The organism is Flavobacterium sp. CAU 1735 (assembly GCF_039888695.1).
Classification (GTDB): domain Bacteria; phylum Bacteroidota; class Bacteroidia; order Flavobacteriales; family Flavobacteriaceae; genus Flavobacterium.
In genome coordinates, this window is the sequence record NZ_JBDQQQ010000004.1 from 156703 (window position 1) to 183081 (window position 26379).

General features: G+C 39.6%; 20 protein-coding genes. 1 reads left to right on the forward strand and 19 read right to left on the reverse strand.

Going from position 1 to position 26379, the window contains the following annotated elements; genetic code table 11:
- Positions 1-8 precede the first annotated feature (8 nt).
- The 6 genes from ccoG to AAFN64_RS11185 form a co-directional block, all read right to left on the reverse strand.
- Positions 9-1427 carry a cytochrome c oxidase accessory protein CcoG gene (gene ccoG, locus AAFN64_RS11160; RefSeq protein ID WP_300484857.1) on the reverse strand — a complete coding sequence of 473 codons (1419 nt, stop codon included), beginning with the start codon at positions 1425-1427 and terminating at the stop codon, positions 9-11.
- Positions 1428-1473: 46 nt separating this feature from the next.
- Positions 1474-2418 carry a cbb3-type cytochrome c oxidase N-terminal domain-containing protein gene (locus AAFN64_RS11165; protein ID WP_300484855.1) on the reverse strand — a complete coding sequence of 315 codons (945 nt, stop codon included), beginning with the start codon at positions 2416-2418 and terminating at the stop codon, positions 1474-1476.
- An 11-nt stretch (positions 2419-2429) separates the two neighbouring features.
- Positions 2430-2618, reverse strand: a complete 189-nt coding sequence (locus AAFN64_RS11170) for a CcoQ/FixQ family Cbb3-type cytochrome c oxidase assembly chaperone (RefSeq protein WP_136401240.1) — start codon at positions 2616-2618, stop codon at positions 2430-2432.
- A gap of 6 nt (positions 2619-2624) precedes the next feature.
- Entirely contained in the window at positions 2625-4820 is a 2196-nt protein-coding gene (gene ccoN / locus AAFN64_RS11175; protein WP_347760487.1) for a cytochrome-c oxidase, cbb3-type subunit I, read from the reverse strand.
- A 2-nt stretch (positions 4821-4822) separates the two neighbouring features.
- Positions 4823-5014 carry a cbb3-type cytochrome oxidase assembly protein CcoS gene (ccoS, locus tag AAFN64_RS11180; RefSeq protein ID WP_300484850.1) on the reverse strand — a complete coding sequence of 64 codons (192 nt, stop codon included), beginning with the start codon at positions 5012-5014 and terminating at the stop codon, positions 4823-4825.
- 128 nt (positions 5015-5142) lie between these two features.
- Positions 5143-7524, reverse strand: a complete 2382-nt coding sequence (locus AAFN64_RS11185) for a heavy metal translocating P-type ATPase metal-binding domain-containing protein (protein WP_347760488.1) — start codon at positions 7522-7524, stop codon at positions 5143-5145.
- A gap of 104 nt (positions 7525-7628) precedes the next feature.
- Here AAFN64_RS11185 and AAFN64_RS11190 point away from each other — a divergent pair, with 104 nt between their 5' ends.
- The gene (locus AAFN64_RS11190) at positions 7629-8309 is read left to right on the forward strand and encodes a Crp/Fnr family transcriptional regulator (RefSeq protein WP_300484845.1); all 681 of its coding nucleotides are present in this window, start codon (positions 7629-7631) and stop codon (positions 8307-8309) included.
- Positions 8310-8342: 33 nt separating this feature from the next.
- Here AAFN64_RS11190 and AAFN64_RS11195 read toward each other — a convergent pair whose 3' ends face one another.
- From AAFN64_RS11195 to guaA, 13 genes are all read right to left on the reverse strand, one after another.
- Entirely contained in the window at positions 8343-9281 is a 939-nt protein-coding gene (locus AAFN64_RS11195; protein WP_347760489.1) for a nitronate monooxygenase, read from the reverse strand.
- Between the two features lie 161 nt (positions 9282-9442).
- Complete coding sequence (locus AAFN64_RS11200; protein WP_347760490.1) at positions 9443-11077, reverse strand: S8 family serine peptidase; 1635 nt, start codon at positions 11075-11077, stop codon at positions 9443-9445.
- A gap of 129 nt (positions 11078-11206) precedes the next feature.
- Positions 11207-14143, reverse strand: a complete 2937-nt coding sequence (locus AAFN64_RS11205) for a S8 family serine peptidase (protein WP_347760491.1) — start codon at positions 14141-14143, stop codon at positions 11207-11209.
- Positions 14144-14286: 143 nt separating this feature from the next.
- Positions 14287-15900: a S8 family serine peptidase gene (locus AAFN64_RS11210; RefSeq protein ID WP_347760492.1), complete on the reverse strand. Its 1614-nt coding sequence runs from the start codon at positions 15898-15900 to the stop codon at positions 14287-14289.
- 25 nt (positions 15901-15925) lie between these two features.
- Positions 15926-17113, reverse strand: a complete 1188-nt coding sequence (gene mnmA, locus AAFN64_RS11215) for a tRNA 2-thiouridine(34) synthase MnmA (RefSeq protein WP_347760493.1) — start codon at positions 17111-17113, stop codon at positions 15926-15928.
- Positions 17114-17171: 58 nt separating this feature from the next.
- Positions 17172-17918 carry a hypothetical protein gene (locus AAFN64_RS11220; protein WP_347760494.1) on the reverse strand — a complete coding sequence of 249 codons (747 nt, stop codon included), beginning with the start codon at positions 17916-17918 and terminating at the stop codon, positions 17172-17174.
- A 116-nt stretch (positions 17919-18034) separates the two neighbouring features.
- On the reverse strand, positions 18035-19930 hold the full coding sequence (gene yidC, locus AAFN64_RS11225) for a membrane protein insertase YidC (protein WP_300489059.1): 1896 nt from the start codon (positions 19928-19930) through the stop codon (positions 18035-18037).
- Between the two features lie 31 nt (positions 19931-19961).
- Entirely contained in the window at positions 19962-21578 is a 1617-nt protein-coding gene (locus tag AAFN64_RS11230) for a CTP synthase (protein WP_347760495.1), read from the reverse strand.
- Positions 21579-21680: 102 nt separating this feature from the next.
- The gene (locus tag AAFN64_RS11235) at positions 21681-21917 is read right to left on the reverse strand and encodes a DUF3820 family protein (RefSeq protein WP_300489066.1); all 237 of its coding nucleotides are present in this window, start codon (positions 21915-21917) and stop codon (positions 21681-21683) included.
- A complete protein-coding gene (locus tag AAFN64_RS11240; RefSeq protein ID WP_347760496.1) occupies positions 21917-22357 on the reverse strand; it encodes a DUF805 domain-containing protein in 441 nt (146 codons plus the stop codon). Before AAFN64_RS11240 ends, AAFN64_RS11235 begins: the two co-directional genes overlap by 1 nt.
- Entirely contained in the window at positions 22357-22758 is a 402-nt protein-coding gene (locus AAFN64_RS11245) for an OsmC family protein (protein ID WP_347760497.1), read from the reverse strand. Before AAFN64_RS11245 ends, AAFN64_RS11240 begins: the two co-directional genes overlap by 1 nt.
- Positions 22758-24758 (reverse strand): LysM peptidoglycan-binding domain-containing protein, encoded by a 2001-nt coding sequence (locus tag AAFN64_RS11250; protein ID WP_347760498.1) that lies wholly within the window; start codon positions 24756-24758, stop codon positions 22758-22760. The genes AAFN64_RS11245 and AAFN64_RS11250 overlap by 1 nt, the downstream gene beginning before the upstream one ends.
- A gap of 74 nt (positions 24759-24832) precedes the next feature.
- Positions 24833-26362, reverse strand: coding sequence for a glutamine-hydrolyzing GMP synthase (guaA, locus tag AAFN64_RS11255; RefSeq protein WP_347760499.1), 1530 nt, complete (start codon positions 26360-26362; stop codon positions 24833-24835).
- Positions 26363-26379 lie beyond the last annotated feature (17 nt).

Consider the following 26379-nt stretch of genomic DNA (forward strand, 5'->3'; position numbering starts at 1 on the left):
ACGATTCTTTAGTTAAAACTCCGCGGACCTAAAAAATTGGTCGTTGTGGTTTCAATCAATACGTCTCCGTCATAGACTTCAATCGTTATTTTGGTTTTATCTCCTTTTAGAAAAGCCGGATGGATCTCGATAAACAATGTTCCCTGAGCCATTCCTTCTTTTTTAATCTGGAACTGTGGTTTTCCCACTACTATAATTTTTCCTTTAGGATCTACTAATTTAAAGTGTACCTTATTAAAATCTTTTACGGTTTTATTGACGATCTTATAGGTAAACACATTGCTAATGTTTTCCCCTTTTCGTTCGTACAATTGTCCCGGTAATCGCAATACGGTGGCTTCTACTTCGTTTCTCAGGAATAACATTCCAATAAAAACACCGGTTAATATTATCAGAACGGATACATAACCTTTCATTCGCGCCGTAAAGACGAATTTTTCTTTTTTTACAATTTCATCTTCGGATGCATAGCGAATCAACCCTTTTTGCAGGTTGACACTCTCCATGATGTGATCACATTCGTCAATACAAGCGGTACAATTGATACATTCCAATTGCGTTCCGTTTCGGATATCGATTCCGGTTGGACATACGTTTACACATTGTCGGCAATCGATACAATCGCCTTTTCCGACTTGTGATCGGTCTTCATTTTTACGGAATTTGGCTCTTCCGTTTTCACCTTCTCCTCTCACATGATCGTAGGCCACAACAATTGACTTATTATCCAATAACACGCCCTGTAAACGCCCGTAAGGACAAGCTATGATACAGACCTGTTCCCGGAATGATACAAAAACAAAATAGAACACTGCTGTAAAAATCAGCAAGGCGATCAATGTATTTGTATTGTGAAACGGCCCTTCTTTTACCATTTCGAGTACGTGGTCACTTCCAACCAGATAGGCCAGAAATACATTGGCAATTAAAAACGATATGATAAAGAACACGATCCATTTGGTAACTCTTTTTCGTATTTTTTCGGCATTCCACTCTTGTTTGGCCAGACGCATTTGTGCCCCTCTGTCGCCATCGATCCAGAATTCGATTCGTCGGAAAACCATTTCCATAAAAATGGTCTGCGGACAAATCCATCCACAAAAAATACGTCCGAAGGCAACGGTAAACAAGGTTACGAATACAACGCCAACGATCATGGAAATCACCACCAGGTGGAAATCCTGTGGCCAGAATGGAAATCCAAAAAAATTAAACTTCCGATCCAACACATTAAATAACAGAAACTGATTTCCGTTAATTTTAATAAAAGGGGCCGAAAACAAGAAGGCTAACAGAAAATAGCTGACCAGCTTTCTTTTTTCGTAGAATTTTCCTTTCGGAATTTTAGGGAAAACCCAAGCTCTTTTACCTTCTTTATCGATAGTTCCGATACTATCTCTAAAACTTTCATCGGGTAAACTAGACATGATATTTTTGATTTGACCTCAGGGTTATGAACCCTGAGGTGTTGTTTTATTTTAGGGTTACAGCAGCCGTTTGAAGACTGTCAGCCGGTTTGGCAGCGTCGGTAGCCGGAGCACTGTCGTCTTTCCAAACATCACCTTCCGGTGCTTTCCCATCTTTTGGATTGGAACCTTGCAGACTCAACACATAACTGGCCACTTTCTGAATATCGGATGGTTTGATAATCGCTTTCCACGATACCATTCCTTTTCCGTCACGTCCACCTTCCATAATGGTATTGAACACATTTTTGATTCCGCCACCAAGGATCCAGTGATCGTCGGTTAAATTCGGTCCGATACCACCACCTCCATCATTTCGGTGACAAGCGATACAATTGGTTTCAAAGATTGCTTTACCCGCAGCCAGTGAAGTAGCATCTGTAAGTTGTGTTACTTTTTCCTTATCCATTAAATCCGGTGCCGTTTTTTTGTATTCTTCCACTGCTATTTTGGCTTCAGCCATTTCTTTTTCAAATTCCGCAGTCTGATCGTCATAGCCCAGAATATGGAATTTTACCAGATAAATAAAGGCGAAAGCGATACAGGCATAGAACAGGTACACCCACCATGGCGGCAATACGTTGTCCAACTCTTTGATACCGTCGTAATCGTGATCCATCATCAACTCGCCTTCTTCTTCCATTTTACGGGAGCGCGTCAGTTTTTGCATCAGATTTTTTACAAACGGTGTTTCAGCCAACGGAAGATTTTCTTCGATTTCTTTTTGTTTGCGTTGTTCTTCCGTTAACAAAGCATCTAGAATATTATTGGTCGCTTTTAAGACAATTTCCATTGCTATCAATACAAAAAGGAACAATAACAAGATTAGCGATACTATAGGATACTTGATAAAAGCGGGTCTGTCGCCGGAGTCGATAAAGAATTCCATGGCCATAAAAAAGATGGCAAATAAAACCGGAATTCGAACATATACTGGAAAATACTTTTTCATATTTCTTACAATTATTGATTGTTGGCCATATCCTGATCTTCAAAAGGGATATTACTCATTTCGGTGATTTTCTCTTTTTTATAAGTAAATACCCAAACGTACAACCCTATAAAAAACAGGAAGAAGATAAGTAGTGAAATGATCGGATAGATTTCAATTCCTGAAATGGTCTCCATATTGTGTTTGATGAATTTTAGCATGACAAATTATTTTTGGTTTTCTGCTACATCTTTAACTTTAATATCTGTTCCCAGACGCTGTAAGTAGGCAATTAAGGCTACAATTTCCCGGTCGTGCATAGGTACAAAAGCTTCGCCTCTGGCCGCAGCATTCTTTTTACTTTCCTCATAGCTTTTTACAAAATCCGGATCGGCATGTAAATTCTTTTCTATTTTTTGCGACTGCTCTTTAATACTTTGCTGCGCATTGGCAATCTCCTGATCGGTATATGGAACACCCAGTTTTACCATGACTCTCATTTTATCTTCCGTTTTGGAATAATCCATCGGTTTGTTGTCGAACAGCCATTTATAACCTGGCATGATGGAACCTGATGAGGTACTTTGTGGGTCCCACATATGGTTAAAGTGCCAGTTGTCAGAATATTTTCCTCCTACCCGCATCAAATCGGGACCGGTTCGTTTGGATCCCCATAAGAACGGGTGATCATAAACATACTCTCCGGATTTGGAGTATTCGCCGTAACGTTCAACTTCCGAACGGAATGGTCTAACCATTTGAGAGTGACATCCTACACAACCCTCGCGGATATACAGGTCACGTCCTTCCAGTTCCAGTGGTGTATACGGTTTTACACTTGTAATCGTCGGGATATTTGATTTTACCACCAATGTTGGGATGATTTGAACAATACCACCGATTAGAATCGCAATGGTTGCCAAAACTGTTAACTGGATTGGTTTTCTTTCCAACCATCCGTGGAATTTTTCACCTTTTAATCGGCTGCTAGAAATTCTTTGTAATTCCGGTGCTTCCGCTAATTCGTCTTCAATTTTCTGACCTACTTTGATGGTCATAATAATATTGTATACCAGTACCAGTAAACCAATTACAAACAGGGTTCCCCCAACGGCTCTCATCGCATACATTGGCATGATTTCTTTTACCGTTTCCAGGAAGTTACCATAAACCAATGAACCGTCCGGGTTGAATTGTTTCCACATTTGCGCCTGAACAAACCCGGCTACATATAGTGGTAAAGCGTATAAGATAATCCCTAGCGTTCCAATCCAGAAGTGGAAATTGGCCAGTTTGGTCGAATACAATTGTGTTTTGGTCATACGCGGGATTAGCCAGTAAATCATACCGAAGGTCATAAAACCGTTCCAGGCTAAAGCTCCAACGTGTACGTGTGCCACGATCCAATCGGTAAAGTGTGCAATGGCATTTACATTTTTAAGGGATAACATTGGCCCTTCGAATGTTGCCATACCGTATCCGGTGATCGCTACGACGAAGAATTTTAAAACCGGTTCGGTTCGTACTTTATCCCAAACTCCTCTTAGTGTCAGTAATCCGTTGATCATACCTCCCCATGAAGGAGCAATTAGCATTACAGAGAAAACAACACCCAGATTTTGTGCCCAATCCGGTAAAGCCGTGTACAACAAGTGGTGTGGACCAGCCCAGATATATAGGAAAATTAAAGACCAAAAGTGGATGATAGACAAGCGGTAGGAATATACCGGACGATTTGCTGCTTTTGGAACGAAATAGTACATCAGTCCCAGGAATGGTGTGGTTAGGAAAAATGCCACCGCATTATGTCCGTACCACCATTGTACCAGTGCATCCTGAACTCCGGCATAAACCGAGTAACTTTTCATGGCACTCACCGGTAATGCAAGACTATTAAAGATATGCAGCACTGCAACGGTCACAAATGTTGCCAGATAAAACCAGATTGCGACATATAAATGGCGCTCCCTTCTTCGCAAAATGGTCATTATCATATTAATACCAAATACTACCCAAATAATTGCAATGGCAATATCTATGGGCCATTCCAGCTCTGCATATTCTTTAGATGTTGTATATCCTAATGGTAATGATATGGCAGCGGCAACGATAATTAACTGCCAACCCCAGAAATTGATATTACTCAGTACATCACTGTACATTCTGGTTTTTAATAATCGCTGTAAAGAATAGTAGACCCCGGCAAAGATGGCATTACCCACAAAGGCGAAAATAACGGCATTTGTATGTAACGGTCTTAAACGTCCGTAACTCAACCAAGAGATTCCATCGGTTAAATTCGGAAACAGGTACATCGTAGCAATAAGGAGCCCGACGAGCATTCCAACAACCCCAAAAACGATTGAGGCATACAGGAATTTCTTTACAATTTTGTTGTCGTAATAAAATTGTTGCACTTCCATAATTAGTTCTGTTTTTCTATTTTTGTTTCTGATTTTTGCTTGTTATCCTTTTGTAACTCATCGTCGAAAAGCATTCGTACAGATGGTGTGTAATCGTCGTCAAACTGTCCGCTTCTGACTGCCTTTATAAAGACATACAGAAATACTGCAGCGACTACTATACTGATGGAGATTAAAATGTAAATGACACTCATACCTTAAAATTGTGTTAAACAAAATTACTTTAGCTGCTCATTAAAAAACATGATATTTATCATGTAATCCTATATATTTCAATATTCTAAAATACTGTTTTTCAGTACTTTAAAAATATTTTTCATTTTTAGCTTTTGTTTTTCCGGGCATATAAATTACTCATCACCGTTACAAAGCTTACAATCGTAATGGTACTAAGCGGCATGATGATCGCGGCAACCAACGGCGAAAGGTTTCCGGTAACCGCAAAACTCAGTCCTACAACATTATACAACAGTGACAGCCCAAAACTCATCATAATGGTTTTCATAGCGTTATGCGAAAACTTCAGGAAGTAACCGATTTTAGAAAACTGACTGGCATCGAGTATACCGTCGCAAGCCGGTGAAAAGACATTTACATTTTCGGAAATTGAGATTCCCACATTACTCTGCGCCAAAGCTCCGGCGTCGTTTAATCCGTCGCCAATCATCATTACATTGGATCCTTTTTCCTGCAACTCCTTTATATAAGCGAGTTTCTCTTCGGGTTTCTGATTAAAAACCAAGGTTGTACCAGTCGGTAATAATTGCGTCAGGTTTTCCCGTTCGCCTTCATTATCTCCGGAAAGAACGGTAAGACTATAGTTACGACTTAACTTTTCAAACAATTTTTCCAGTCCTTCCCGGTATTGGTTATCAAAGGTGAATTTTCCCTTATAATCACCATTAATACTAACATGGACATTGGTTTGTTTTGATTTTTCCGTTTTTGTCAATCCTACAAATGTTGCCGAACCCAAACGGATTTCACTATTGGCAACGATAGCCCGTATCCCTTTTCCGGTGATCTCTTCAAATTCACGGATTTCCAATAGTTCCATAACCGGTAGAAAATCATATAGTCTTCTGCTCAACGGATGATTGGATGCCCGAAGTACGTTTTTTAGTTTGCCGATTTCTTTTTCCAGTAATGGTGTGCCTTCATAGGCAATTGCCGATTTTTTATTGGACGTAATCGTTCCGGTTTTATCAAATACAATGGTATCGACCTTCGCCATTTGTTCAATTACAGTAGCGTTTTTCAGATAGAGTTTCCGATTCCCCATAATCCGCAATACATTTCCTAGTGTAAAAGGAGCCGTAAGTGCCAGCGCACAAGGACAGGCTACAATCAATATGGCAGTGAAAACATTAAAAGCAGTGTTTGTATCTATAAAAATCCAATAACCAAACGAGATAAACGCCAGTAATAGCAATGCCGGAGTAAAATAACGGCTTACGGTATCGGTAATGGTTTTATATTTTAAATTCGTTTTTTTCTGAAAAACTTCGTTACTCCACAATTGTGTCAGGTAACTTTGTGAAACGGAATGTAGCACTTCCATTTCGATCACTTTTCCGATTTGTTTCCCGCCGGCAAAAATTTTATCGCCCGATTTTTTGGCAATCGGCACTTCTTCGCCGGTTACAAAACTATAGTCGATATAGGCATTTTCGGAGATTAGTATACCATCAACCGGGATAAGCTCCTGGTTCCGGATTAGCAAGCGATCTCCTTTTTCAACCTCATATACCTGTGTTGCTTCTTCTCTTCCATCGCGATTAATTTTGGTAACGGCTATTGGAAAATAGGATTTATAATCGCGTTCAAACGATAGGAAACTATAGGTTTTTTGTTGAAATAATTTTCCGAGTAGCATAAAAAAGATCAGACCACACATACTGTCAAAAAAGCCCTGACCATAATCGAACACGATATCGACCGTACTTCTGACAAACATGACAATGATTCCCAATGCGATTGGAATATCAATGCTAAGCATACGCGATTGAATACTTTTCCAGGCCGATACATAGTATCCCCATCCGGAATAGAAAAATGCGGGAAGTGAAAGTGCGAAGATCAGCCAACGGAAGAAATCTTTATACTGATCAATCCAATATTCGCCAACTTCAAAATATTCAGGAAAAGACAGGAGCATTATATTTCCAAAACAAAAAAACGCTACCCCTATTTTGTAAATTAAACTCCTGTCGACGGTTTTCCTGATACCTTCATAATTTTCAAGACTTATATATGGTTCGTACCCAATAGCATTTAAAAGGAGTACGATTGTCTTCAGATCGGTAATCTGCGGATCATAGGTAATCCGCACTTTTTTTTGCGAAAAATTTACCTGTGACTGGCTAATCCCTTTTTGTAATTTTTGCAGATTTTCCAATATCCAAATACAGGAACTGCAATGTATATGTGGAATATAAAGCGATACAATATGTATCGTTTCCTCTTCAAACTCCAACAATCTGGAAATGATTTCCCGATTATCGAGAAAATCGTATTTTCCGTGAACTTCCTGTGGCGTCGCACCCGGCGCTTTTTCGAAATCGTAATAACTCGTCAGGTCGTTTTGGCTGAAAATTTCATATACCGTTTTACAACCCAGACAACAGAAAGATTTATCCTCAAAAAGGATTTCTTCTGTTTTTACAATATCGTTACCACAATGGAAACAATTTTGCGTATTCATAATTTGCTCTTTTACCTATGACAAAGGTTGGAATTCGCATACAGATAAAATATGATATTTGTCATACTTTTGCTATATTTGTATGAAACGCTAAGGATAGTTATATGGGGAAATGTGAACAATGCATCGTTAGGGAATTTAGCTCACTTAAGGCCTTGAATAAGGAGGAGTTACTGAAAATAGCCAGTTGTAAAACTTCGTATACCATAAAAAAAGGAGAACCTCTTTTTGAAGAAGGAGAAGTTACCAATGGCATTTATTGTGTCAAAGACGGCGTTTGTAAATTATCCAAACTCAGTCAGAACGGTAAGGATCATATTGTAAAACTGGTCAAACCGGGTGAACTTTTGGGCCAACGTTCGATGATTAGTGACGAACCCGCCAACTTAAGTGCAATTGCACTTGAAGATATGCAGGTTTGTTTTATTCCAAAAAGTGAAATTCTGGCCTTTTTTAACAATAACAATCAGTTTTCGATGAACGTGATGCGTACGATTTGCAGCGATTTAAAAGAAGCTGATGATCATATGGTTTCGATGGCTCAGAAAAGTGTAAAGGAACGTTTGGCCGAGACTTTATTGTATCTGCACGATACCTTTGGTGTGAATGCCGATGGCACTTTAAAAATTCAGCTTTCCCGTGAAGAACTGAGTAGTATTATCGGAACGGCAACCGAAAGCTGTATCCGTTTACTATCCGACTTTAATAAAAACGGGTTAATAACCTTAACCGGGAAAAAAATTAGTTTAAAAGACAAAAATCAACTGCGTAAAATGGCAGAATAAATAAAAAAACCGGTTGTACAACCGGTTTTTTTATTACAATATCGCTACTTGTTTTTTAGCAGCTTCAAATTCTTCTATTACATTCACAACGATTTCCGAAACCGGTTTAATATCATGGATTAATCCTGCAATTTGTCCGATTTCCAGTTCTCCATCTTCCAGATCGCCTTCGAACATACCTCGTTTGGCTCTTGCACGCCCCAATAAGGCTTTTAACTCGTCCGGTGTAGGACATTTGGTATATAAAGTCTGAACTTCTTCGTAGAATTTATTTTTAATCAGTCGAACGGGAGCCAGCTCTTTTAGCGTTAACTGTGTATCCCCTTCTTTTACATTTAGTATAGTTTGCTTAAAATTGTCATGCGACGAACTTTCTTCGGAAGCGGCAAAACGGGATCCCATTTGCACGCCGTCGGCTCCTAAAACCATAGCCGCCAACATTCCTCTTCCGGTAGCAATTCCTCCGGCAGCAATTAACGGAATACTGATTTGTTCCTTCACCATCGGAATCAGTGTTAAAGTAGTGGTTTCTTCACGACCGTTATGTCCGCCGGCTTCAAAACCTTCGGCAACAATTGCATCCACTCCGGCTTCCTGTGCTTTTAAAGCAAATTTGGAGCTACTCACAACATGCACTACGGTAATGCCGTGTTCTTTTAAAAATGCCGTCCAGGTTTTGGGATTGCCTGCAGAGGTAAAAACAATTTTCACACCTTCTTCAACAATAATATTCATTATTTCCTCGATATTGGGATATAACATCGGGACATTGACACCAAAAGGTTTATCGGTTGCTTTTTTACATTTCTGAATGTGTTCGCGCAATACGTCCGGGTACATCGATCCGGCACCAATTAGTCCAAGACCGCCGGCATTACTCACTGCACTGGCTAATTTATATCCGCTGTTCCAGATCATTCCTCCCTGAATAATGGGATACTGAATATTAAAAAGTTGCGTTATTCTGTTCATTATATAGTAACATTAATTTTATTGGCTCTCTAAAATGTAATGACCGCTGTAAAATAGAAGTCTTTTTCAAAGATAAGGTATCGGGGTTAGTCTAGCACTATAAAAGTAACATTACAATCAAAAAACAGTATTCCGATCTGAGTCAACGGATGCCAATAAAACTACTTTTTAATTATCTTACCGGAAAAAACAGTATCACCGGTGATAATTGTATACAGGTAAATACCGGATTTTAGTTTTTTCGTGGATATTTCAACTTCCTGAAGTCCCGTTAACTGTTCGTCCATAACTTCTTTTCCCATAGTGTCATATAAGCGGAACCGCGCTTCACCGTAATCTGATCCGGTGATTGTAAGTTTACCACTCGTTGGATTCGGATAAAGCACAGGTCTTTTTATTGTAAAACTATTCGTTTTCAGCATTCCTTGTTCGAGTGCTAATTGAAAATTCGGGATACCATGCCCGTAAAAATTATCCGGATCATTATGCCGATCTGCAGATTCTTTGATCAACTGTAATATTTCAGCATTCGTTTTATTGGGTAATGCCTGCCACAAACAGGCTACCATTCCAGCTATTAGTGATGAGGCATACATCGTACTGCTTTTAAATTCACAAGTACCTTCACCGCTTATTACACTAGTAGCAGATCCCATTGCCATAACATCCGGTTTTATTCTTCCATCAGAGGTTGGTCCCACAGAACTGAAAGATGCCCATTCCCTTATCTGATTAATAGCACCAACTGTTAGTACATTAGCGACATCGGCTGGAGCAGTAATATATCTCCACGGTTTATTTCCTAAATTTCCAGCGGGACTCACCACTATCATTCCTCTGCTAAAAGCAATATTCGCTCCTCTCGAAATAAAAGTAGTCTCACCGTTCATAGCCTGATACGTATAATCATAATTCGGATTATCAAATTTATAAAATCCAAGAGGGAAATTTAAAATATCGACACCCAAACTATCTGCCATTTCAGCGGCTTCTACCCATAAACTTTCTTCTAAAGGCGATTTCCCATTTTCTCCATAACTCACAAACAAATAATACGAAGCATCTAGAGCAGTTCCTTCATAATTATTTTCTATATAGGCCGCCATAGTAGACAACGTCTTTGTTCCAAAATCCGTCCCCGTATAAACATTATCATCACGAGTTACAAAATTATATCCACCCTTAATTTGGTTGTTATTTCGAATTCTCTCAAATGGTGGAATTGTATTTACTCCCTTAAATCCAGAATTGATAAGTGCAATGATTTTCCCATTGCCGGTATACCCTTCCTGATGTAATAAATGTCCGTTTAACACTTCTATTTGACTATCAGTAAATAGCTCTAATAAGGAACCGGAAGCTAAATTTGATATTTCATCAACTTTAGCTTCCGGCCTCTTTTTCTCGTTTTTATTTGCCACTATTCCAGTATTCCCATTTAAAGTTTTATTGGCAAAATCAATTCTATTTACAAACGGTAAAACTGTCAATTCTCTTATGGCTTGTTCCTCGCCTCTAACATGCAAAGCATTCATCCATTTGGATTTTGCCATTATCTGTATTCCTGCATTAGCACTGATCTGGTCTATATAAGCTTGATGAACTGGCGCATCCATATCATCAAGCTCAATATTCTGTGAAGCTCTTCGATCCAATGCCCGTTGCGTTAGTATGGACAATGGATTATTCAAAAAAAACGGAGCATCAGGTTTATTGTTCAAATAAACCCAGGCATCTTCCTGAGCAAATAAAAACGTTTGAACAAATACCACTAAAAAAGTAAAAATTATTTTCATATTTTATACGTTTAAAAATAATTCTACCATATTAGTATATAATAATTAATCCATTTTACATTTACTATGGACAATTTGCTCGTTTAAATGGTCAATTATGATCTCCGCTATTTTTATAAGCTTACTTGATTATTTTTTAATGATCTTTCCCGAAAAAGTGGCTTCGCCAGCAACAATAGTATAAAAATAGACTCCCGCTTTAAGGTTTTCGAGAGACACTGTTGTTTCCTGCCTACCATTGAGTGACTTTCGGATTACCTCTTGTCCCAAACTGTTATAAAACACTACAGTTGCTTCGTTTTGCTGCGCAGCCGAAATGGTCAGGTTGGCAGTTGCAGGGTTAGGATATATACTAAATCCATTTAATGCAAAAGAATCGGTTGCCAATGTAAGGTTTATGGCCGAATAAAAATCAGGAATTCCATGCCCGTAAAAATTATCTGGATTATTATGCCGGTCTGCAGATTTTTTTATATGCTGTATAATGTTGTCATTGGATCTGTTAGGCAAAGCCTGCCACAGGCAAGCCACAAGTCCGCTTAAAATTGGTGTCGAAAAGGATGTTCCATTTTCAAAATCAAGTTCTCCCTCTTCAGTAGCGACTACCACTCCCGAACCCATCGCCATTACATCCGGTTTTATTCTTCCGTCTGCTGAAGGTCCTCGAGGACTGGTATTGACACGTACTTTGAATGCATCTACTGAACCCACCGCCAATACATTACGTGAATCGGCCGGAGCAGAAATATACCTCGAGGGTCTAACCCCATTCTCCCCAATAGACCCCACTATAATCATTCCTCTGGTAAACGCAATATTAGCACCTAGTGATACAAAAGCATGATCGCCGTCCAGAAGTTCATACCTATAATTGTTATATCCCAAAGAAGAATTGATCACATCGACGCCCAGACGATCTGCCATTTCCGCGGCTTCCACCCAAAGGGTTTCTTCTAACAACGGGTTTTCTGTAATAATATCTTTCGTTACAAATAAATAATAGGAGGCATCCGGAGCGGTTCCGACCAACTTATTTTCGACATAGCCTGCCATAATAGACAACACCTTGGTTCCATGATCATTTCCGCTATAAAAATCATCGCTTCGGGTAACAAAATTATAGCCGCCTTTGATCTGGTTGTTACTTCGAATCCGTTCAAAAGGAGCTCCGGTATTTACCCCAACAAACCCCTTATCAAATACAGCAATAATTTTTCCGTTTCCTGTAAAATTTTGCTGATGTAGTAAATGCCCGTTTAACATTTGTATTTGTGTATCCGATTGTTTATTCGGAAGATGAGCCTGTATATTACCATTTTTCCGAAACCCTTTTGAAAATTCGGATACTGATTTCAGTCCTGCTATTACGTAAGGATTCTCTTCATTTTCTTTATTCGCAAAATCAATATCAGAGACATAGGACAATGTTTTCAATCCTTCAATCTCCCGTATCGTTCCTCGAACATGCAACACATTCATCCATTTGGATTTCGCCATAATCGTAATACCCGGAACTGTGGCTATTTCATCAATATACGGCTGGTGAATGGGTACATCTTTTTCATCAAGCAGGATCCCTTGCTCCCGTCTACGATCTAAAGCTCTTTGGGAAAGCATTGATAGCGGATTATCCAGAAAAGTTTCCGCATCTGGTTTATTCTTAAGATAAACCCGCGCATCTACTTTTGGTGAATAAACCCCGATTGCCAGTGTCGGATCTAAGGCCAACTGGAAATCGGGAATCCCGTAACCGTAAAAATTATCCGGATGGTTATACCGATCAGCAGATCTTTTTATATGCTGTATAATGTTGTCATTGGATCTGTTAGGCAAAGCTTGCCACAGGCAAGCCACAAGTCCGGTTAAAATTGGTGCCGAAAAGGATGTTCCATCTTCAAAATCAAGTTCTCCCTCTTCAGTAGCGACTACCACTCCCGAACCCATCGCCATTACATCCGGTTTTATTCTTCCGTCTGCTGAAGGTCCTTCAGAACTGGTATTGACACGTACTTTGGATGCATCTACTGCACCCACCGTCAATACATAACGTGAATCGGCCGGAGCAGAAACATACCTCCAAGGATTAGCCCCTTCGTCACCAGCAGATCCTACTATAATCATTCCTCTGGTAAACGCAATATTAGCACCTAGTGATACAAAAGCATGATCGCCGTCCAGAAGTTCATAGTTATAATTGCTATATCCCAAAGAAGAATTGATCAAATCGACCCCCAGACGATCTGCCATTTCCGCGGCTTCCACCCAAAGGGTTTCTTCTAACAACGGGTTTACTGTAATAATATCTTTCGTTACAAATAAATAATAGGAGGCATCCGGAGCGGTTCCGACCAACTTATTTTCGACATAGCCTGCCATAATGGACAACACCTTGGTTCCATGATCATTTCCGCTATAAAAATCATCGCTTCGGGTAATAAAATTATAGCCGCCTTTGATCTGGTTGTTACTTCGAATCCGTTCAAAAGGTGCTCCGGTATTTACCCCGACGAACCCTTTATCAAATACAGCAATAATTTTTCCGTTTCCTGTAAAATTTTGTTGATGTAGTAAATGTCCGTTTAACATTTGTATTTGTGTATCCGATTGTTTATTCGGAAGACGAGCCTGTATGTTACCATTTTTCCGGAACCCTTTTGAAAATTCGGATACTGATTTCAGTGCTGCGATTACGGGAGGATTCTCTTCATTTTCTTTATTCGCAAAATCAATATCAGACACATAAGACAATGTTTTCAATCCTTTAATCTCCTGCATCGTTCCTTGAACATGCAACACATTCATCCATTTGGATTTGGCCATAATCGTAATACCCGGAACTGCGGCTATTTGATCAATATACGGCTGGTGAATGGGTACATCTATTTCATCAAGTAGGATCCCTTGCACCCGCCTACGATCTAAAGCTCTTTGGGTAAGCATTGATAGCGGATTATCCAGAAAAGTTTCCGCATCTGGTTTATCCTTAAGATAAACCCATGCGTCTTCTGTTTGTGAATAAGACATATTGTACACTAAGAGTATAAATAATACAAAAATTCTTTTCATGTTTTAATTTTAAAAAAGTATTTTGTAATATTACTCTAAATCAGCTTATTTCCCCTTTAACATTATAGGACAACTAACTCATAATAGGAGTCAATCATAGAAATATGACGCTTTTATTCTTTTCCAAATTTTGGAAAATACAGCTATTTTTTGATTATTTTCCCGGAAAAAGTCGCAGTACCGGATACGATAGTATACAGGTAAAATCCGGTTTTCAGGTTTTCCATCGAAATCGTGGTTTCCTGAATATCATTTAATTTTTTGCGAATTACTTCCTGCCCAAGGTTATTGTAAAGTACAAAACTAGCTTCTCTTTGTCCCGAAGCCGAAATGGTCAGGTTGGCAGTTGTAGGGTTAGGATATAGGCTAAATCCATTTAATGTAAATGAATCGGTTGCCAATGTAAGACTTATGGCCGAATAAAAATCCGGAATTCCATAGCCGTAAAAATCATCCGGATTGGTGTAACGATCCGCTGATTGTTTTATTCGTTGTACGATCTCCTGATTCGTTTTATCGGGTAATGCCTGCCACAAACAAGCTACCAATCCGGCAAGCGTTGGTGACGAAAAGGATGTTCCGTTATTAAAACCTAATTCTCCGGTTTCTGTAGTTACTACCGAACCGGCACCCATTGCCATTACATCGGGTTTGATTCTTCCGTCTGAAGTAGGTCCCTGCGAACTAAAAGACGATCGTACTTCTGAGGAGTTAACGGCACCGATAGTCAGTACATTTGGTCCATCAGCCGGAGCCGTAATATATTTCCACGGTTTTGCGCCTTCGTTACCGGCAGAACACACTACAATCATACCTCTGGTAAAAGCGATATTCGCACCGCGAGTCACAAAGGTGGTATTACCGTCCATATCCTGATAAGTATAATTATAACTGGCATTTGTGAACTGACTATAGCCTAAAGATGAATTGATGATATCCACACCCAGACTATCGGCCATTTCTGCCGCTTCTACCCAAAGGCTTTCCTCCAATGGATTCTCGGTATTATAATCTTCCGTTACAAATAAATAATAAGAGGCATCCGGTGCAGTTCCCACCAACTGATTTTCGACATAGGCCGCCATATTGGACAATACCTGAGTTCCGTGTTGGTATCCGGTATAAAAATTATCGTTGCGGTTTACAAAATTATAGCCGCCTTTAATCTGATTGTTATTACGGATACGGGCAAACGGAGCGGTCGTATTAACTCCGGGAAAACCGGCATCCAATACGGCAATAATTTTTCCGCTACCGGTATAGTTTTGTTGATGCAGTAAATGTCCGTTGAGCATTTGTATTTGTGTCGCCGATTGTCCATAAGGGAAATCCGCCTGTACACTAAATGCCTTCTGGAACAAACCGGAAGTCGGATTTTGTGCTGTTCTTCCAGTAATATTTAATGTTTTATTCGCAAAATCAACACTGCTCACAAACGGCTGGCTTGTTAAATTAGTAATAGCCTGTTGTGTTCCGCGAACATGTAATGCATTTAACCATTTGGATTTGGCCATAACCGTAATCCCCGGAATTGTCGTTATCTGATCAATATAGGGCTGATGAATGGGCGCATCCATCACATCGAGTGCGATTCCCTGTGCGGCTCTACGGTCTAAAGCGCGTTGTGAAAGTATCGACAGCGGATTATTGAGAAACGTTTGCGCATTGGGTTTATCCAAAAAATAAACCCATGCGTCTTCTTGTGAAAAGGATACGTTATATAATAAAAGTATAAGTAGCGTAAAGTACTTTTTCATGTTTTCGGGGATTTGAAAACGCAATTTAAGAAATTACTCCCGAACCTACTAATTCTTCTCCGATATGCCATGAAACAAATTGCCCTTCCGTTATAGCTGATTGCGGCTCTTCAAAAAGGACATACATCCCATTTTCGAACTGGAATAAGGTTGCTTTTTGTAACGGCTGACGGTAACGAATACGCGCCATTACTTCCATTTTCTCTCCGGCTTTTAATTTTAAATCCTCACGGATCCAGTGTACTTCCGGCTGTTGGATAAACAATGCTTTTTTAAACAAGCCCGGATGATTGTTTCCCTGACCGGTATAAATCGTATTTGTCGTCACATCGGTAGCAATAATAAACAACGGCTCTTTTGTTCCGCCGACGTTTAAACCTTTACGCTGACCAATTGTAAAATAGTGTGCCCCCTGATGTTTTCCAACCACTTTACCCATTTCGGGCGTATAGGCTATATTTTTAGATAAATAGGCCAATTCCTCTTTTTGCGAAGCGAATGTTGGTTGTTCCTGATTGTAAACCGGACTATCGGCAGCAACTTCAAAAATCAATCCTTCTTTGGGTTGTAATTGCTGTTGCAAAAACTCCGGTAAACGTACTTTTCCGATAAAGCAAAGTCCTTGTGAATCTTTCTTTTCGGCTGTAACCAATTCCATACGTGCTGCAATTTCGCGTACCTGTGGTTTGGTTAATTCTCCGATAGGAAACAGGGATTTAGCCAGTTGCTCCTGCGATAACTGACATAGGAAATACGACTGGTCTTTATTACCATCGACACCCGCCAGCAATTGATATACTTCTTCTCCGTCTTTTTCAAGGATTCCTTTACGGCAATAATGTCCCGTTGCCACATAATCGGCACCAAGACTTAAGGCTATTTTCATAAAGACATCAAACTTGATTTCGCGGTTGCAAAGTACATCCGGATTTGGGGTTCGCCCCTTTTCGTATTCGTTAAACATATAGTCTACGATACGTTCTTTATATTGTTCACTCAGATCGACTGTCTGAAATGGAATTCCTAATTTTTCGGCTACCAAAAGCGCATCATTGCTGTCTTCCAGCCAAGGGCATTCGTTCGATATTGTTACCGAATCGTCGTGCCAGTTTTTCATAAAAAGGCCAATCACTTCATAGCCCTGCTCTTGTAAAAGATAGGCTGCCACACTCGAATCCACACCACCGGAAAGTCCTACGACTACTCGTTTCATTTATTTATTCTCCTTCTTTTTATATTGATTTTCAGTTATTTTACGCAAAAGTACGATATTATTCGGTTTTGCTTTTTAATTCGGTTGGTTTCTTCTTTCCGTCCGAATCGGTAACGATTTTAAAAGTCATATCGTTTACTTTTTTCGCGTTGACTTCCTTAACCAGTTTGTTTTTTTCGTAGAATTTCCAGATTCCGGATTTTTTACCCTTTTTAAACTGACCGCGAACTGTTACTTCGTTGGCTGCGTTGCGATAGATAGACGGTCCGTCGAATTGATCATTAACATAAGTCGTCTCTTCAATAACCACTCCTTTATCGGAATATTTTTTATAGATACCTTGTTTCAGACCGTTTGCATAGGTAGCTTCTTCTGCGATGGCACCATTCGGATAATAGGTCTTACGCGTACCATCTAATTTTCCGTTTTTATAATACTCCTGCGTCATCACCGGTTTCCCACCTTTATGGTAAATTTTCCATTCCCCTTCGTGTTCTTTGTTTACGATCTTCCCTTCGCTTACCTTATTTCCTTTCTGATCGAAAAAAATACTGTAATTGGAACCATCATTGGCCGAAAAATCACGGGTTCCAATAACGGGTCCTGCTTTGGTGTTGTCGAAATATTTAAAAACACCTGTTTCTTTACCGTGATCAAAAGTTCCTTCATAGCGCGGGTATTTGGTATCTTCATAAACACCTTTCCACAATCCGTGACGTTGACCTTTATCGTCGGTTTTATTGATTTCCTGTGCGAAAGCTACAGCACAGAATAAAGAGCATAGCGCTAAAAACGTTTTTTTCATAGTTATTGGGCTTATCCAAAATTAAAACGTATAATTCTGAAAATAATTTTATAAAGTCGGTTCGCTAATTTATCAAAAGATTATACAAAAAAAGCATCCGTGATGGATGCTTTTTTTTATTTTTTGTTGTCCTTGGCATTTTTCTGTGCCTCAGCCTGCTCCATCATTTCCTGCATTTTTCGTTGAAACTTACTCTGTTTCTGAGGTTTCGTCTTATTTTCCTGAATCTGAGCATGGATCTTCTCTTCGTTAACAATGTAATTCTTGATAACCAACATAATACCGATCGTGATTGTGTTTGAAATAAAATAGTACAAACTCAACCCGGAAGCATAGTTATTAAAGAAGAACAACATCATGATAGGAGAAACATAGATCATGATTTTCATGATTTTACTCATATCCGGCATCCCTTCCTGTGGCGGTGTGCTCATCGCCTGATCGCCGGTTGTCATTTTCATATAGAAGAAAATCGCAACAGAAGCCAGAATCGGGAATAAACTCACGTGATTTCCATAGAATGGAATATAGAATGGTAAATGTAATACCGAATCGTATGATGATAAGTCATCTGCCCAAAGGAAACTCTTCTGTCTTAAATCGAAATAGGACGGGAAGAACTGGAAGAGGGCGTAGAAAACCGGAATCTGCATCACCGCCGGCAAACAACCCGCCATTGGGTTTACACCTGCTTTATTGTACAGTTTCATCGTCTCCTGTTGTTTCTTCATCGGATCTTTACCGTATTTCTCGTTTAATTCGGCAATTTCCGGACGCAATACTTTCATTTTCGCCTGCGACAGGTACGATTTATACGTTACCGGTGACATTACCAAACGCACTAAAATCGTAAAGATAATGATCGCAATTCCGTGTGGAATAAAATCGCTCAACACATTGTAAACCGGGATAAATACATAACGGTTGATCCAACCGAAGATTCCCCATCCCAATGGCATGATTTCGTCTAAATTCTTATTGTATGAATTTAAGATATTATAATCCGACGGTCCATAATACCAGTTCATATTATAGTTCAATTCTCCGTTTTTAAAATCCAACGGTAATTTTGCTACAAAGTTTTTGGTATAAACCGTGTCAATTTTTTCGTCGTGAACCAGATTTTCCGATTTTAACTGTGCCGTTTTAAACGGTGTATCGGTTAATAAAATCGAAGTAAAGAAGTGTTGTTTAAACGCTACATAGGTTACCGCTTCCGCCGATTTTTCGTCTAGTTTACTTGTCGCACTTAGCGAGTTGTCTTTTCCGTTTTCGTATTCATATACCAAATCAGTATAACGGTTTTCGTAGCTTACACTTTTCTCGTTACGGAATGATTTTAACTGCCATTCCATATCCAACGGTTTCGCTGTGTTCACTACCGAACTCAATCCTTGCGAACGGATCGCGAAATCCATCATGTATTCTTTTGGTTTTAATACATAACGGTATTCCAGGAATTGATTCGCACCCGCTTTTAAACGCATGGTTACGACATCGTTAGCCCCTTCTTTGGTAACAGTTGGTTCGAAATATAGGTCTTTCGTATTTAAAATACGATTGTCCTGCGTATGGATTTGTAAATTCAGGTTGGCATTGTTTTGTTGAATCAAGGCCACCTGTTTTTTAGAATCTTTGCTGAATTGCTCAAACCCGTTAATAGTTGCTTCAGTGATATAACCACCTTTGTTCGCAATTTTTAACGTTAAAACGCCATTGGATACTTCCGTAACGTTTTCTTTAGCCGACGGCAATGACGCGCTATAGGCAAAAGCACCTAATGAACTCTGTAACGCTTTTACGCGAAGGGAATCGGTTTTGGTGGTATCCGCTATTACTTTACTAACAGCAGCTTCCCTAGCCTTTTCCACTTTTTCGGTTTTCGCTTTTTCAGCGTCAGCAGCCATGGATTTTTTCTCTTTATCGATGTTGTTAAACATCATCCAGATCATTAATCCGGCAATCAAAACAAATCCTACAATAGATTTTGCGTCTAATTTCTTTTCTTCCATTCTAATGTTTACTATTTACGGTGTTGCTTTTTTAGCAACCAACTTTATTCGTAACCGCCGCCTGTACAAAATGTACGAATAACGGATGCGGATTCGCAACGGTACTCTTATACTCCGGATGGTACTGCACTCCGATAAAGAACGGATGGTTTTCCAGTTCGATAACTTCTACCAGTCCGGTGTCCGGATTAACACCCGATGCTTTTAATCCTGCATTTTCCAGAACTTCCATATAATCGCCGTTAAATTCGTAACGGTGACGGTGGCGTTCCAAGATATTGGTTTTTCCATAAATGGAGTGTGCCAATGTGTTTTCTTTTAAGGTACATTTCCAGGCACCCAAACGCATGGTTCCTCCTTTATCGGTAATATTTTTTTGTTCTTCCATAATGCTGATCACCGGATAGGACGTGCTTTCGTTCATTTCGGTCGAATTAGCATCGGCATAACCCAGTACATTTCTGGAATATTCAATCACCGCCATTTGCATTCCCAAACAGATTCCGAAAAATGGAATTTTGTTTTCGCGGGCATAGCGTACGGTTTCTATTTTTCCTTCAATTCCTCTTCCACCAAATCCGGGGGCTACTAAAATTCCATCCAGACCTTTTAGTTTGTCGGCTACCGTTCTTTCGTCCAAATGCTCGGAGTGAATGCTAATTACGTTCACTTTAGTTTCGTTGGCCGCTCCGGCGTGAATAAAGGCTTCCAGGATCGATTTATACGAATCCTGTAATTCTACATATTTCCCAACCAAACCGATGTTAACGGTGTGTTTCGGGTTTTTCAGTTTGTGTAAGAACTCATTCCATTGTGACAAATCCGGGGTGTTTTTTTCCGGTAAGTCCAGTTTTTTCAACGCTACGCGATCCAATCCTTCTTCCAGCATCAGGTTCGGTACGTCGTAAATCGTAGAAGCATCGATCGATTGAATCACCGCTTCTTTTTTAACGTTACAGAACAAAGCCAGTTTCTGACGTAAATCGGATGATATTTCGTGTTCGGTTCTACAAACTAAAATATCAGCTTTGATTCCACTTTCCATCAGGGTTTTAACCGAGTGCTGTGTTGGTTTTGTTTTTAATTCTCCTGCAGCAGCCAAATAAGGAACCAATGTCAGGTGAATCACAATTCCGTTGTTATCGCCCAGTTCCCATAATAACTGACGAACCGATTCGATATACGGTAAGGATTCGATATCCCCTACTGTTCCTCCAATTTCGGTGATCACTATATCATAATCGCCGGATTTTCCCAGCAATTGCATGCGTTCTTTAATTTCGTTCGTGATATGCGGAACTACCTGTACTGTTTTTCCTAAAAACTCACCACGACGTTCTTTTTCAATTACCGAAAGATAGACTCTACCGGTAGTTACGTTATTGGCCTGTGATGTTGGTACATTTAGAAAACGTTCGTAATGCCCTAAATCCAGGTCAGTTTCTGCTCCATCATCAGTTACATAACACTCTCCATGTTCGTAGGGATTTAATGTCCCCGGATCCACATTAATATAAGGATCGAATTTCTGGATCGTCGTTCGGTAACCTCTTGCTTGTAATAATTTAGCTAAAGAAGCTGCAATAATTCCTTTTCCTAAGGAAGAAGTCACACCTCCTGTAACAAAAATATATTTTGTCTGATTCATTGTGTTGTTGTTTGTTGTAGTTGTGTAAAAAACTTGGCAAAAGTACAATTATAAATTGAGAATTAATAACGGTACCCTGACAATTATTCGTTAATAAATCGGTTACGGTTTTGGGAAATTCCTTTTGATGTTTCGTACCAATTCTTCCAGTCCGTTTAGCTTTAATTCGTATATCAACTGTAGTTGTTCGCCCAATTGTCCTTTTGGAAAACCTTTATTGTGATACCATACGACATAATATTCGGGCAGGTCGATAAGAAAACGCCCTTCGTATTTTCCAAAGGGCATTTTTGTATGAGCTAATTTTATTAGTAATTCTTTTTGTTTATCCGGAAACATTACTCCATTCCTATTTGGGAAATTGCACTTCTGCCTAGCGGCATTTTCGGATCTTCTCCGTAATCGTTTCTTCCGTGATCACCGTACGATACCATATAATATAATAATACAAAAGATCCAAACGGAATCAGAGAAACCAGGTACATCCATCCGCTTTTATTCACATCGTGCAGTCTTCTTACCGTTACGGCCAACGATGGAAGAATAGATCCTGCAATATACAATAGCAACAAAACACCAATTAATCCTCCGATTATTTCAGATTCGGCACCAAGTCCCACAAAGAACCCTATCCATAAGGCAAACATAATAACGATGTGAAATAGCATAAAATTCCAATATTCCGCACGTCGGGCACGGCCGGAAAAAGTAGCATAATTATCAATCATTACTTTTTTCCACCAGTCTAACATGTTGTAATCCTGTTCTTTTTTTATCATTATTTCCAGTTAAAGGTTATTACTTTTTTGATATCCGGGTTTAAACTCAAATACACCGGACAGGTTAATGCCGTTCTTTCCAGAATCGTTTTGGTCTTATCATCAGCCTTGATATCCATATGGAAAATCACCTGAATTTCGGAAATTTTACGTGGTTCGGCCTGCATGATTTTAGTTACTTCGGCTGTCGATCCGGAAAAATCCACCTCCATCGAACGGGCTTTAATTCCCATTACGGTAAACATACAACTTGCCAAAGCATTGGCTACCGTATCGGTTGGTGAAAAGGCTTCTCCTTTTCCATTGTTATCTACCGGCGCATCGGAAATAATTTCACTCCCGGATTGTACATGTATGGACGATGTTCTTAAATCGCCCAGATAGGTTACTTTTGAGGTCATTATTTTGCTTCTTTAACAGTTAAATCGTCGTTATAATTCATAATATACACACCCGTATTGTAATAGCCGCCACCCAAACTGGTATAATCAAATTTGTTTTCCACCTGTTCGGAAGCGTTTTCATTTACCGATTCTTTAAATCCGTTTTCCTGGAACATACGTACAATTACGTCGAACGTTACATCGAAACCACGGGTTGCAAAACGGTTCGGGAAAATATTGTTTTTCTTTTTAAAAGTATTCGCAAAAACCAAAGCCTCCGGTGTTTCGTTATCTTTGGTAACCGACGGATACAACAGTCTTAGTTTTGTTAAACGGCTCAACGGTATTTCATCAAAATCCAACGTTTCGTTTTTCTCTAATGTTACCAATTGTACCTGGAATTGCGATAAGGCGCTCACCAAAACATTCAGCGAATTCAACACCAGTGTTTTGCTTTCGGTTTCCAGAATTACAAAATTCACTTTATCGGCTTCCATTAAGCTTTTGATATTTTCCAACGTAACAGCTCCTTTTTCGTTTAATTCCGCCAGTCTTACCGATGGGTAATTCTCTTTTAGGAATTGACGTGAAGAACCTTTTTTCGGATCGACAATCGCAATGATGTTTCCGTTTTTTGACTGCATATAGTCGAACATCTTGCGTTTCACATCATCCGAATTAGGCATCGATTGGAACAGATTCGAATACGGTTTTCCTTTTTCGTTCGACAATGGCGAAATCACCGGTGTATTGTACTGACTTAACAAATTTGCAGTATTTTCCACATTCGACTGGAAAAACGGACCAATAACCGCATCGGTATTCGAAAAGTTATTTTTATCGATAACCGTAGCAACAGCCGAGTTGTTTTTCGTTTCTTTAGAATCAAAAATTCGGACTTTTACCGGTAATCCCAGCGCGCGTGCCGAATCGATAGCCATTAAAGCACCGGCATAAAAATCCAGTGTCATGTTCAGGAATTTATCCGAACGCAATCGCTCCTGAGTGGTACGAACCGAGTCAGAAGCAATACGATCCAGATTAAACGGCATAAACAATACCAGTTCCTTTTCGTTGTCTTTTTTCAGTGTTTTTACGATATCAACCGATGCTTTATTCGCTTTAACGTCATCAAACTTTGACGTATTTGGCATTTTCAATTGCATTCCGGCTTTAACACCATCCTTTAATTCCGGGTTTAACGCGATAAGCTGTTCTTCCGACAAACCGGACGATTTTGTCAAACGATACATGGTTTCCTTTGGTTTTACCTCATAGGTCATGTATTTATTGTTTATAGCAACTTTCTCGATTTCTTTTTCGACTGTTTTCTGAACCGCCGGAACATTTTTACTCAGTCTAAGATTGTACCCGATTTCCAGGTTTTCTTTGATCCCCGGATTTAAGTCTTCCAGTTCCGAAACCGATAGTCCGTATTTTTTAGCGATTCCAAATTTTGTTTCTTTGGCTTCGACTATATGGTACAAGGTTTTACCATTGGTTGGTGCAAGTGATTGTTTCACTTCCTGAACCGTATTTTTAACCGGCTCTTTGTCTGTTTTTGGTACAGTAATCGTTAACACCTGACCGATTTTCAATCCTTCTTTTTCAACAGACGGATTGCTTTTATAAATCGCTTCAATAGTGGTTCCGTATTTTTTTGCGATACCATATACCCCTTCTTTTGGTTCTACAGTATGCGTAATGGTTTTAGTAGCAACCGCTTCTTTAACCTTATCTTTTATCACCTCTTTAACCGGTGCTTTTTTGTCGTCTGTTTTAGCAGCAAGCATTTTGCCGGCACCTGTCGGAACCAGTATTTTCGTATTTTCCTTTAATCCGTTTTGCGAATCGGGATTCATCCGATAAATATCATAAGGCGTTACACTGTACTTCTTGGCAATCTGCACTACCGTTTCTCCTTTTTCTACCTTATGTTCGATGTAATTTTTAGTTTGCGCAAAGGCAACATTCGACAGGAATAATCCTGAAATTACAACAGTTACAAAATGTTTCATACTACTTTTTTTACGCGAATAAGTCGTTATAAAGTTAGAATTTTATAACGACTTATCTGAATTTACTTTTCTTTTTATTCCCACTCAATAGTGGCCGGTGGTTTGGAGCTGATATCGTAAACAACCCGGTTTACCCCTTTCACTTTATTGATAATTTCGTTTGATATTTTCATTAGGAAATCATACGGCAAATGCACCCAGTCGGCTGTCATTCCATCGGTCGATTCTACCGCACGTAATGCCACCACTTTTTCATAGGTACGTTCATCACCCATAACTCCTACACTATTTACAGGAAGCAGGATCGCTCCGGCCTGCCATACTTTATCATACAATCCGTGTGATTTTAAACCTTCGATAAAAATCGCATCCACATCTTGTAGAATCTGAACTTTTTCCGGTGTAATATCACCTAAGATACGAATTGATAAACCTGGTCCCGGGAATGGATGTCTTCCTAACAAATCCGGACTGATTCCCAAGGTAGCTCCTACTCTTCGTACTTCGTCTTTAAACAACATACGAAGCGGTTCTACGATTTGTAATTTCATATAATCCGGCAAACCTCCCACGTTATGGTGCGATTTGATCGTTGCTGATGGTCCTTTTACCGATACCGATTCGATTACATCCGGGTAAATCGTTCCCTGAGCCAGCCATTTTACATCTTCGATCAGATTGGCTTCATCGTCAAATACTTCAATGAACACACGTCCGATTGTTTTACGTTTTAACTCCGGATCTTCAATTCCTGCCAATTCATTCAAAAAACGTGCCGAGGCGTCTACTCCTTTTACATTTAATCCCATTCCTTTGTATTGTTCCAATACATTTTCGAATTCATTTTTACGTAAAAGTCCGTTATTCACGAAGATACAGTATAGGTTTTCGCCGATTGCTTTATTTAACAATACGGCTGCCACCGTTGAGTCGACACCGCCAGAAAGTCCCAAAACAACCTTGTCACCTTGAATTTTTTCGCGCATTTCTTCCACGATTTCCTCCACAAAGGCTTTTGGCGTGAACGTTTGTGGTACTTCGGCAATTTTTACCAGGAAGTTTTCCAACATTTGTTTTCCATCGGTCGAATGATATACTTCCGGGTGGAACTGAATGGCATATGTTGTTTCACCATCAATACGGTAGGCTGCATTTTCCACATCTTTGGTACTGGCCAGACGTACACCGTTCGTTGGTAATTGTTTAATTGTATCACTATGGCTCATCCAAACCTGACTGTTCAATGCTACTTCATCAAAGAACAATTCATCGTCTTTAACAAAAGACAGGTTGGCGCGTCCGTATTCGCGAATATTGGAAGGCGCTACTTCTCCACCACTAAAATGTGCCAGATATTGCGCACCGTAACAAACGGCTAATAATGGCATTTTACCTCTGATTTGAGACAAATCAGGATGTGGAGCGTCTTCTGATCTTACGGAAAACGGGCTACCGGAAAGGATAACCGCTTTATAACTTGATAAATCACTCGGAAAGTGATTGTAAGGAAAAATTTCGCAGAAAATATTTAATTCGCGAACTCTTCTCGCAATAAGCTGTGTGTATTGCGACCCGAAATCTAAAATAAGTACGTTGTGTTGCATGTGCAAAAATAGACAAT

Coding starts and splice junctions, on each gene's coding strand:
- ccoG (WP_300484857.1), bottom strand. CDS start 1,427: ATGTCTAGTTTACCCGATGAAAGTTTTAGAGATAGTATCGGAACTATC.
- AAFN64_RS11165 (WP_300484855.1), bottom strand. CDS start 2,418: ATGAAAAAGTATTTTCCAGTATATGTTCGAATTCCGGTTTTATTTGCC.
- AAFN64_RS11170 (WP_136401240.1), bottom strand. CDS start 2,618: ATGCTAAAATTCATCAAACACAATATGGAGACCATTTCAGGAATTGAA.
- ccoN (WP_347760487.1), bottom strand. CDS start 4,820: ATGGAAGTGCAACAATTTTATTACGACAACAAAATTGTAAAGAAATTC.
- ccoS (WP_300484850.1), bottom strand. CDS start 5,014: ATGAGTGTCATTTACATTTTAATCTCCATCAGTATAGTAGTCGCTGCA.
- AAFN64_RS11185 (WP_347760488.1), bottom strand. CDS start 7,524: ATGAATACGCAAAATTGTTTCCATTGTGGTAACGATATTGTAAAAACA.
- AAFN64_RS11190 (WP_300484845.1), top strand. CDS start 7,629: ATGGGGAAATGTGAACAATGCATCGTTAGGGAATTTAGCTCACTTAAG.
- AAFN64_RS11195 (WP_347760489.1), bottom strand. CDS start 9,281: ATGAACAGAATAACGCAACTTTTTAATATTCAGTATCCCATTATTCAG.
- AAFN64_RS11200 (WP_347760490.1), bottom strand. CDS start 11,077: ATGAAAATAATTTTTACTTTTTTAGTGGTATTTGTTCAAACGTTTTTA.
- AAFN64_RS11205 (WP_347760491.1), bottom strand. CDS start 14,143: ATGAAAAGAATTTTTGTATTATTTATACTCTTAGTGTACAATATGTCT.
- AAFN64_RS11210 (WP_347760492.1), bottom strand. CDS start 15,900: ATGAAAAAGTACTTTACGCTACTTATACTTTTATTATATAACGTATCC.
- mnmA (WP_347760493.1), bottom strand. CDS start 17,113: ATGAAACGAGTAGTCGTAGGACTTTCCGGTGGTGTGGATTCGAGTGTG.
- AAFN64_RS11220 (WP_347760494.1), bottom strand. CDS start 17,918: ATGAAAAAAACGTTTTTAGCGCTATGCTCTTTATTCTGTGCTGTAGCT.
- yidC (WP_300489059.1), bottom strand. CDS start 19,930: ATGGAAGAAAAGAAATTAGACGCAAAATCTATTGTAGGATTTGTTTTG.
- AAFN64_RS11230 (WP_347760495.1), bottom strand. CDS start 21,578: ATGAATCAGACAAAATATATTTTTGTTACAGGAGGTGTGACTTCTTCC.
- AAFN64_RS11235 (WP_300489066.1), bottom strand. CDS start 21,917: ATGTTTCCGGATAAACAAAAAGAATTACTAATAAAATTAGCTCATACA.
- AAFN64_RS11240 (WP_347760496.1), bottom strand. CDS start 22,357: ATGATAAAAAAAGAACAGGATTACAACATGTTAGACTGGTGGAAAAAA.
- AAFN64_RS11245 (WP_347760497.1), bottom strand. CDS start 22,758: ATGACCTCAAAAGTAACCTATCTGGGCGATTTAAGAACATCGTCCATA.
- AAFN64_RS11250 (WP_347760498.1), bottom strand. CDS start 24,758: ATGAAACATTTTGTAACTGTTGTAATTTCAGGATTATTCCTGTCGAAT.
- guaA (WP_347760499.1), bottom strand. CDS start 26,362: ATGCAACACAACGTACTTATTTTAGATTTCGGGTCGCAATACACACAG.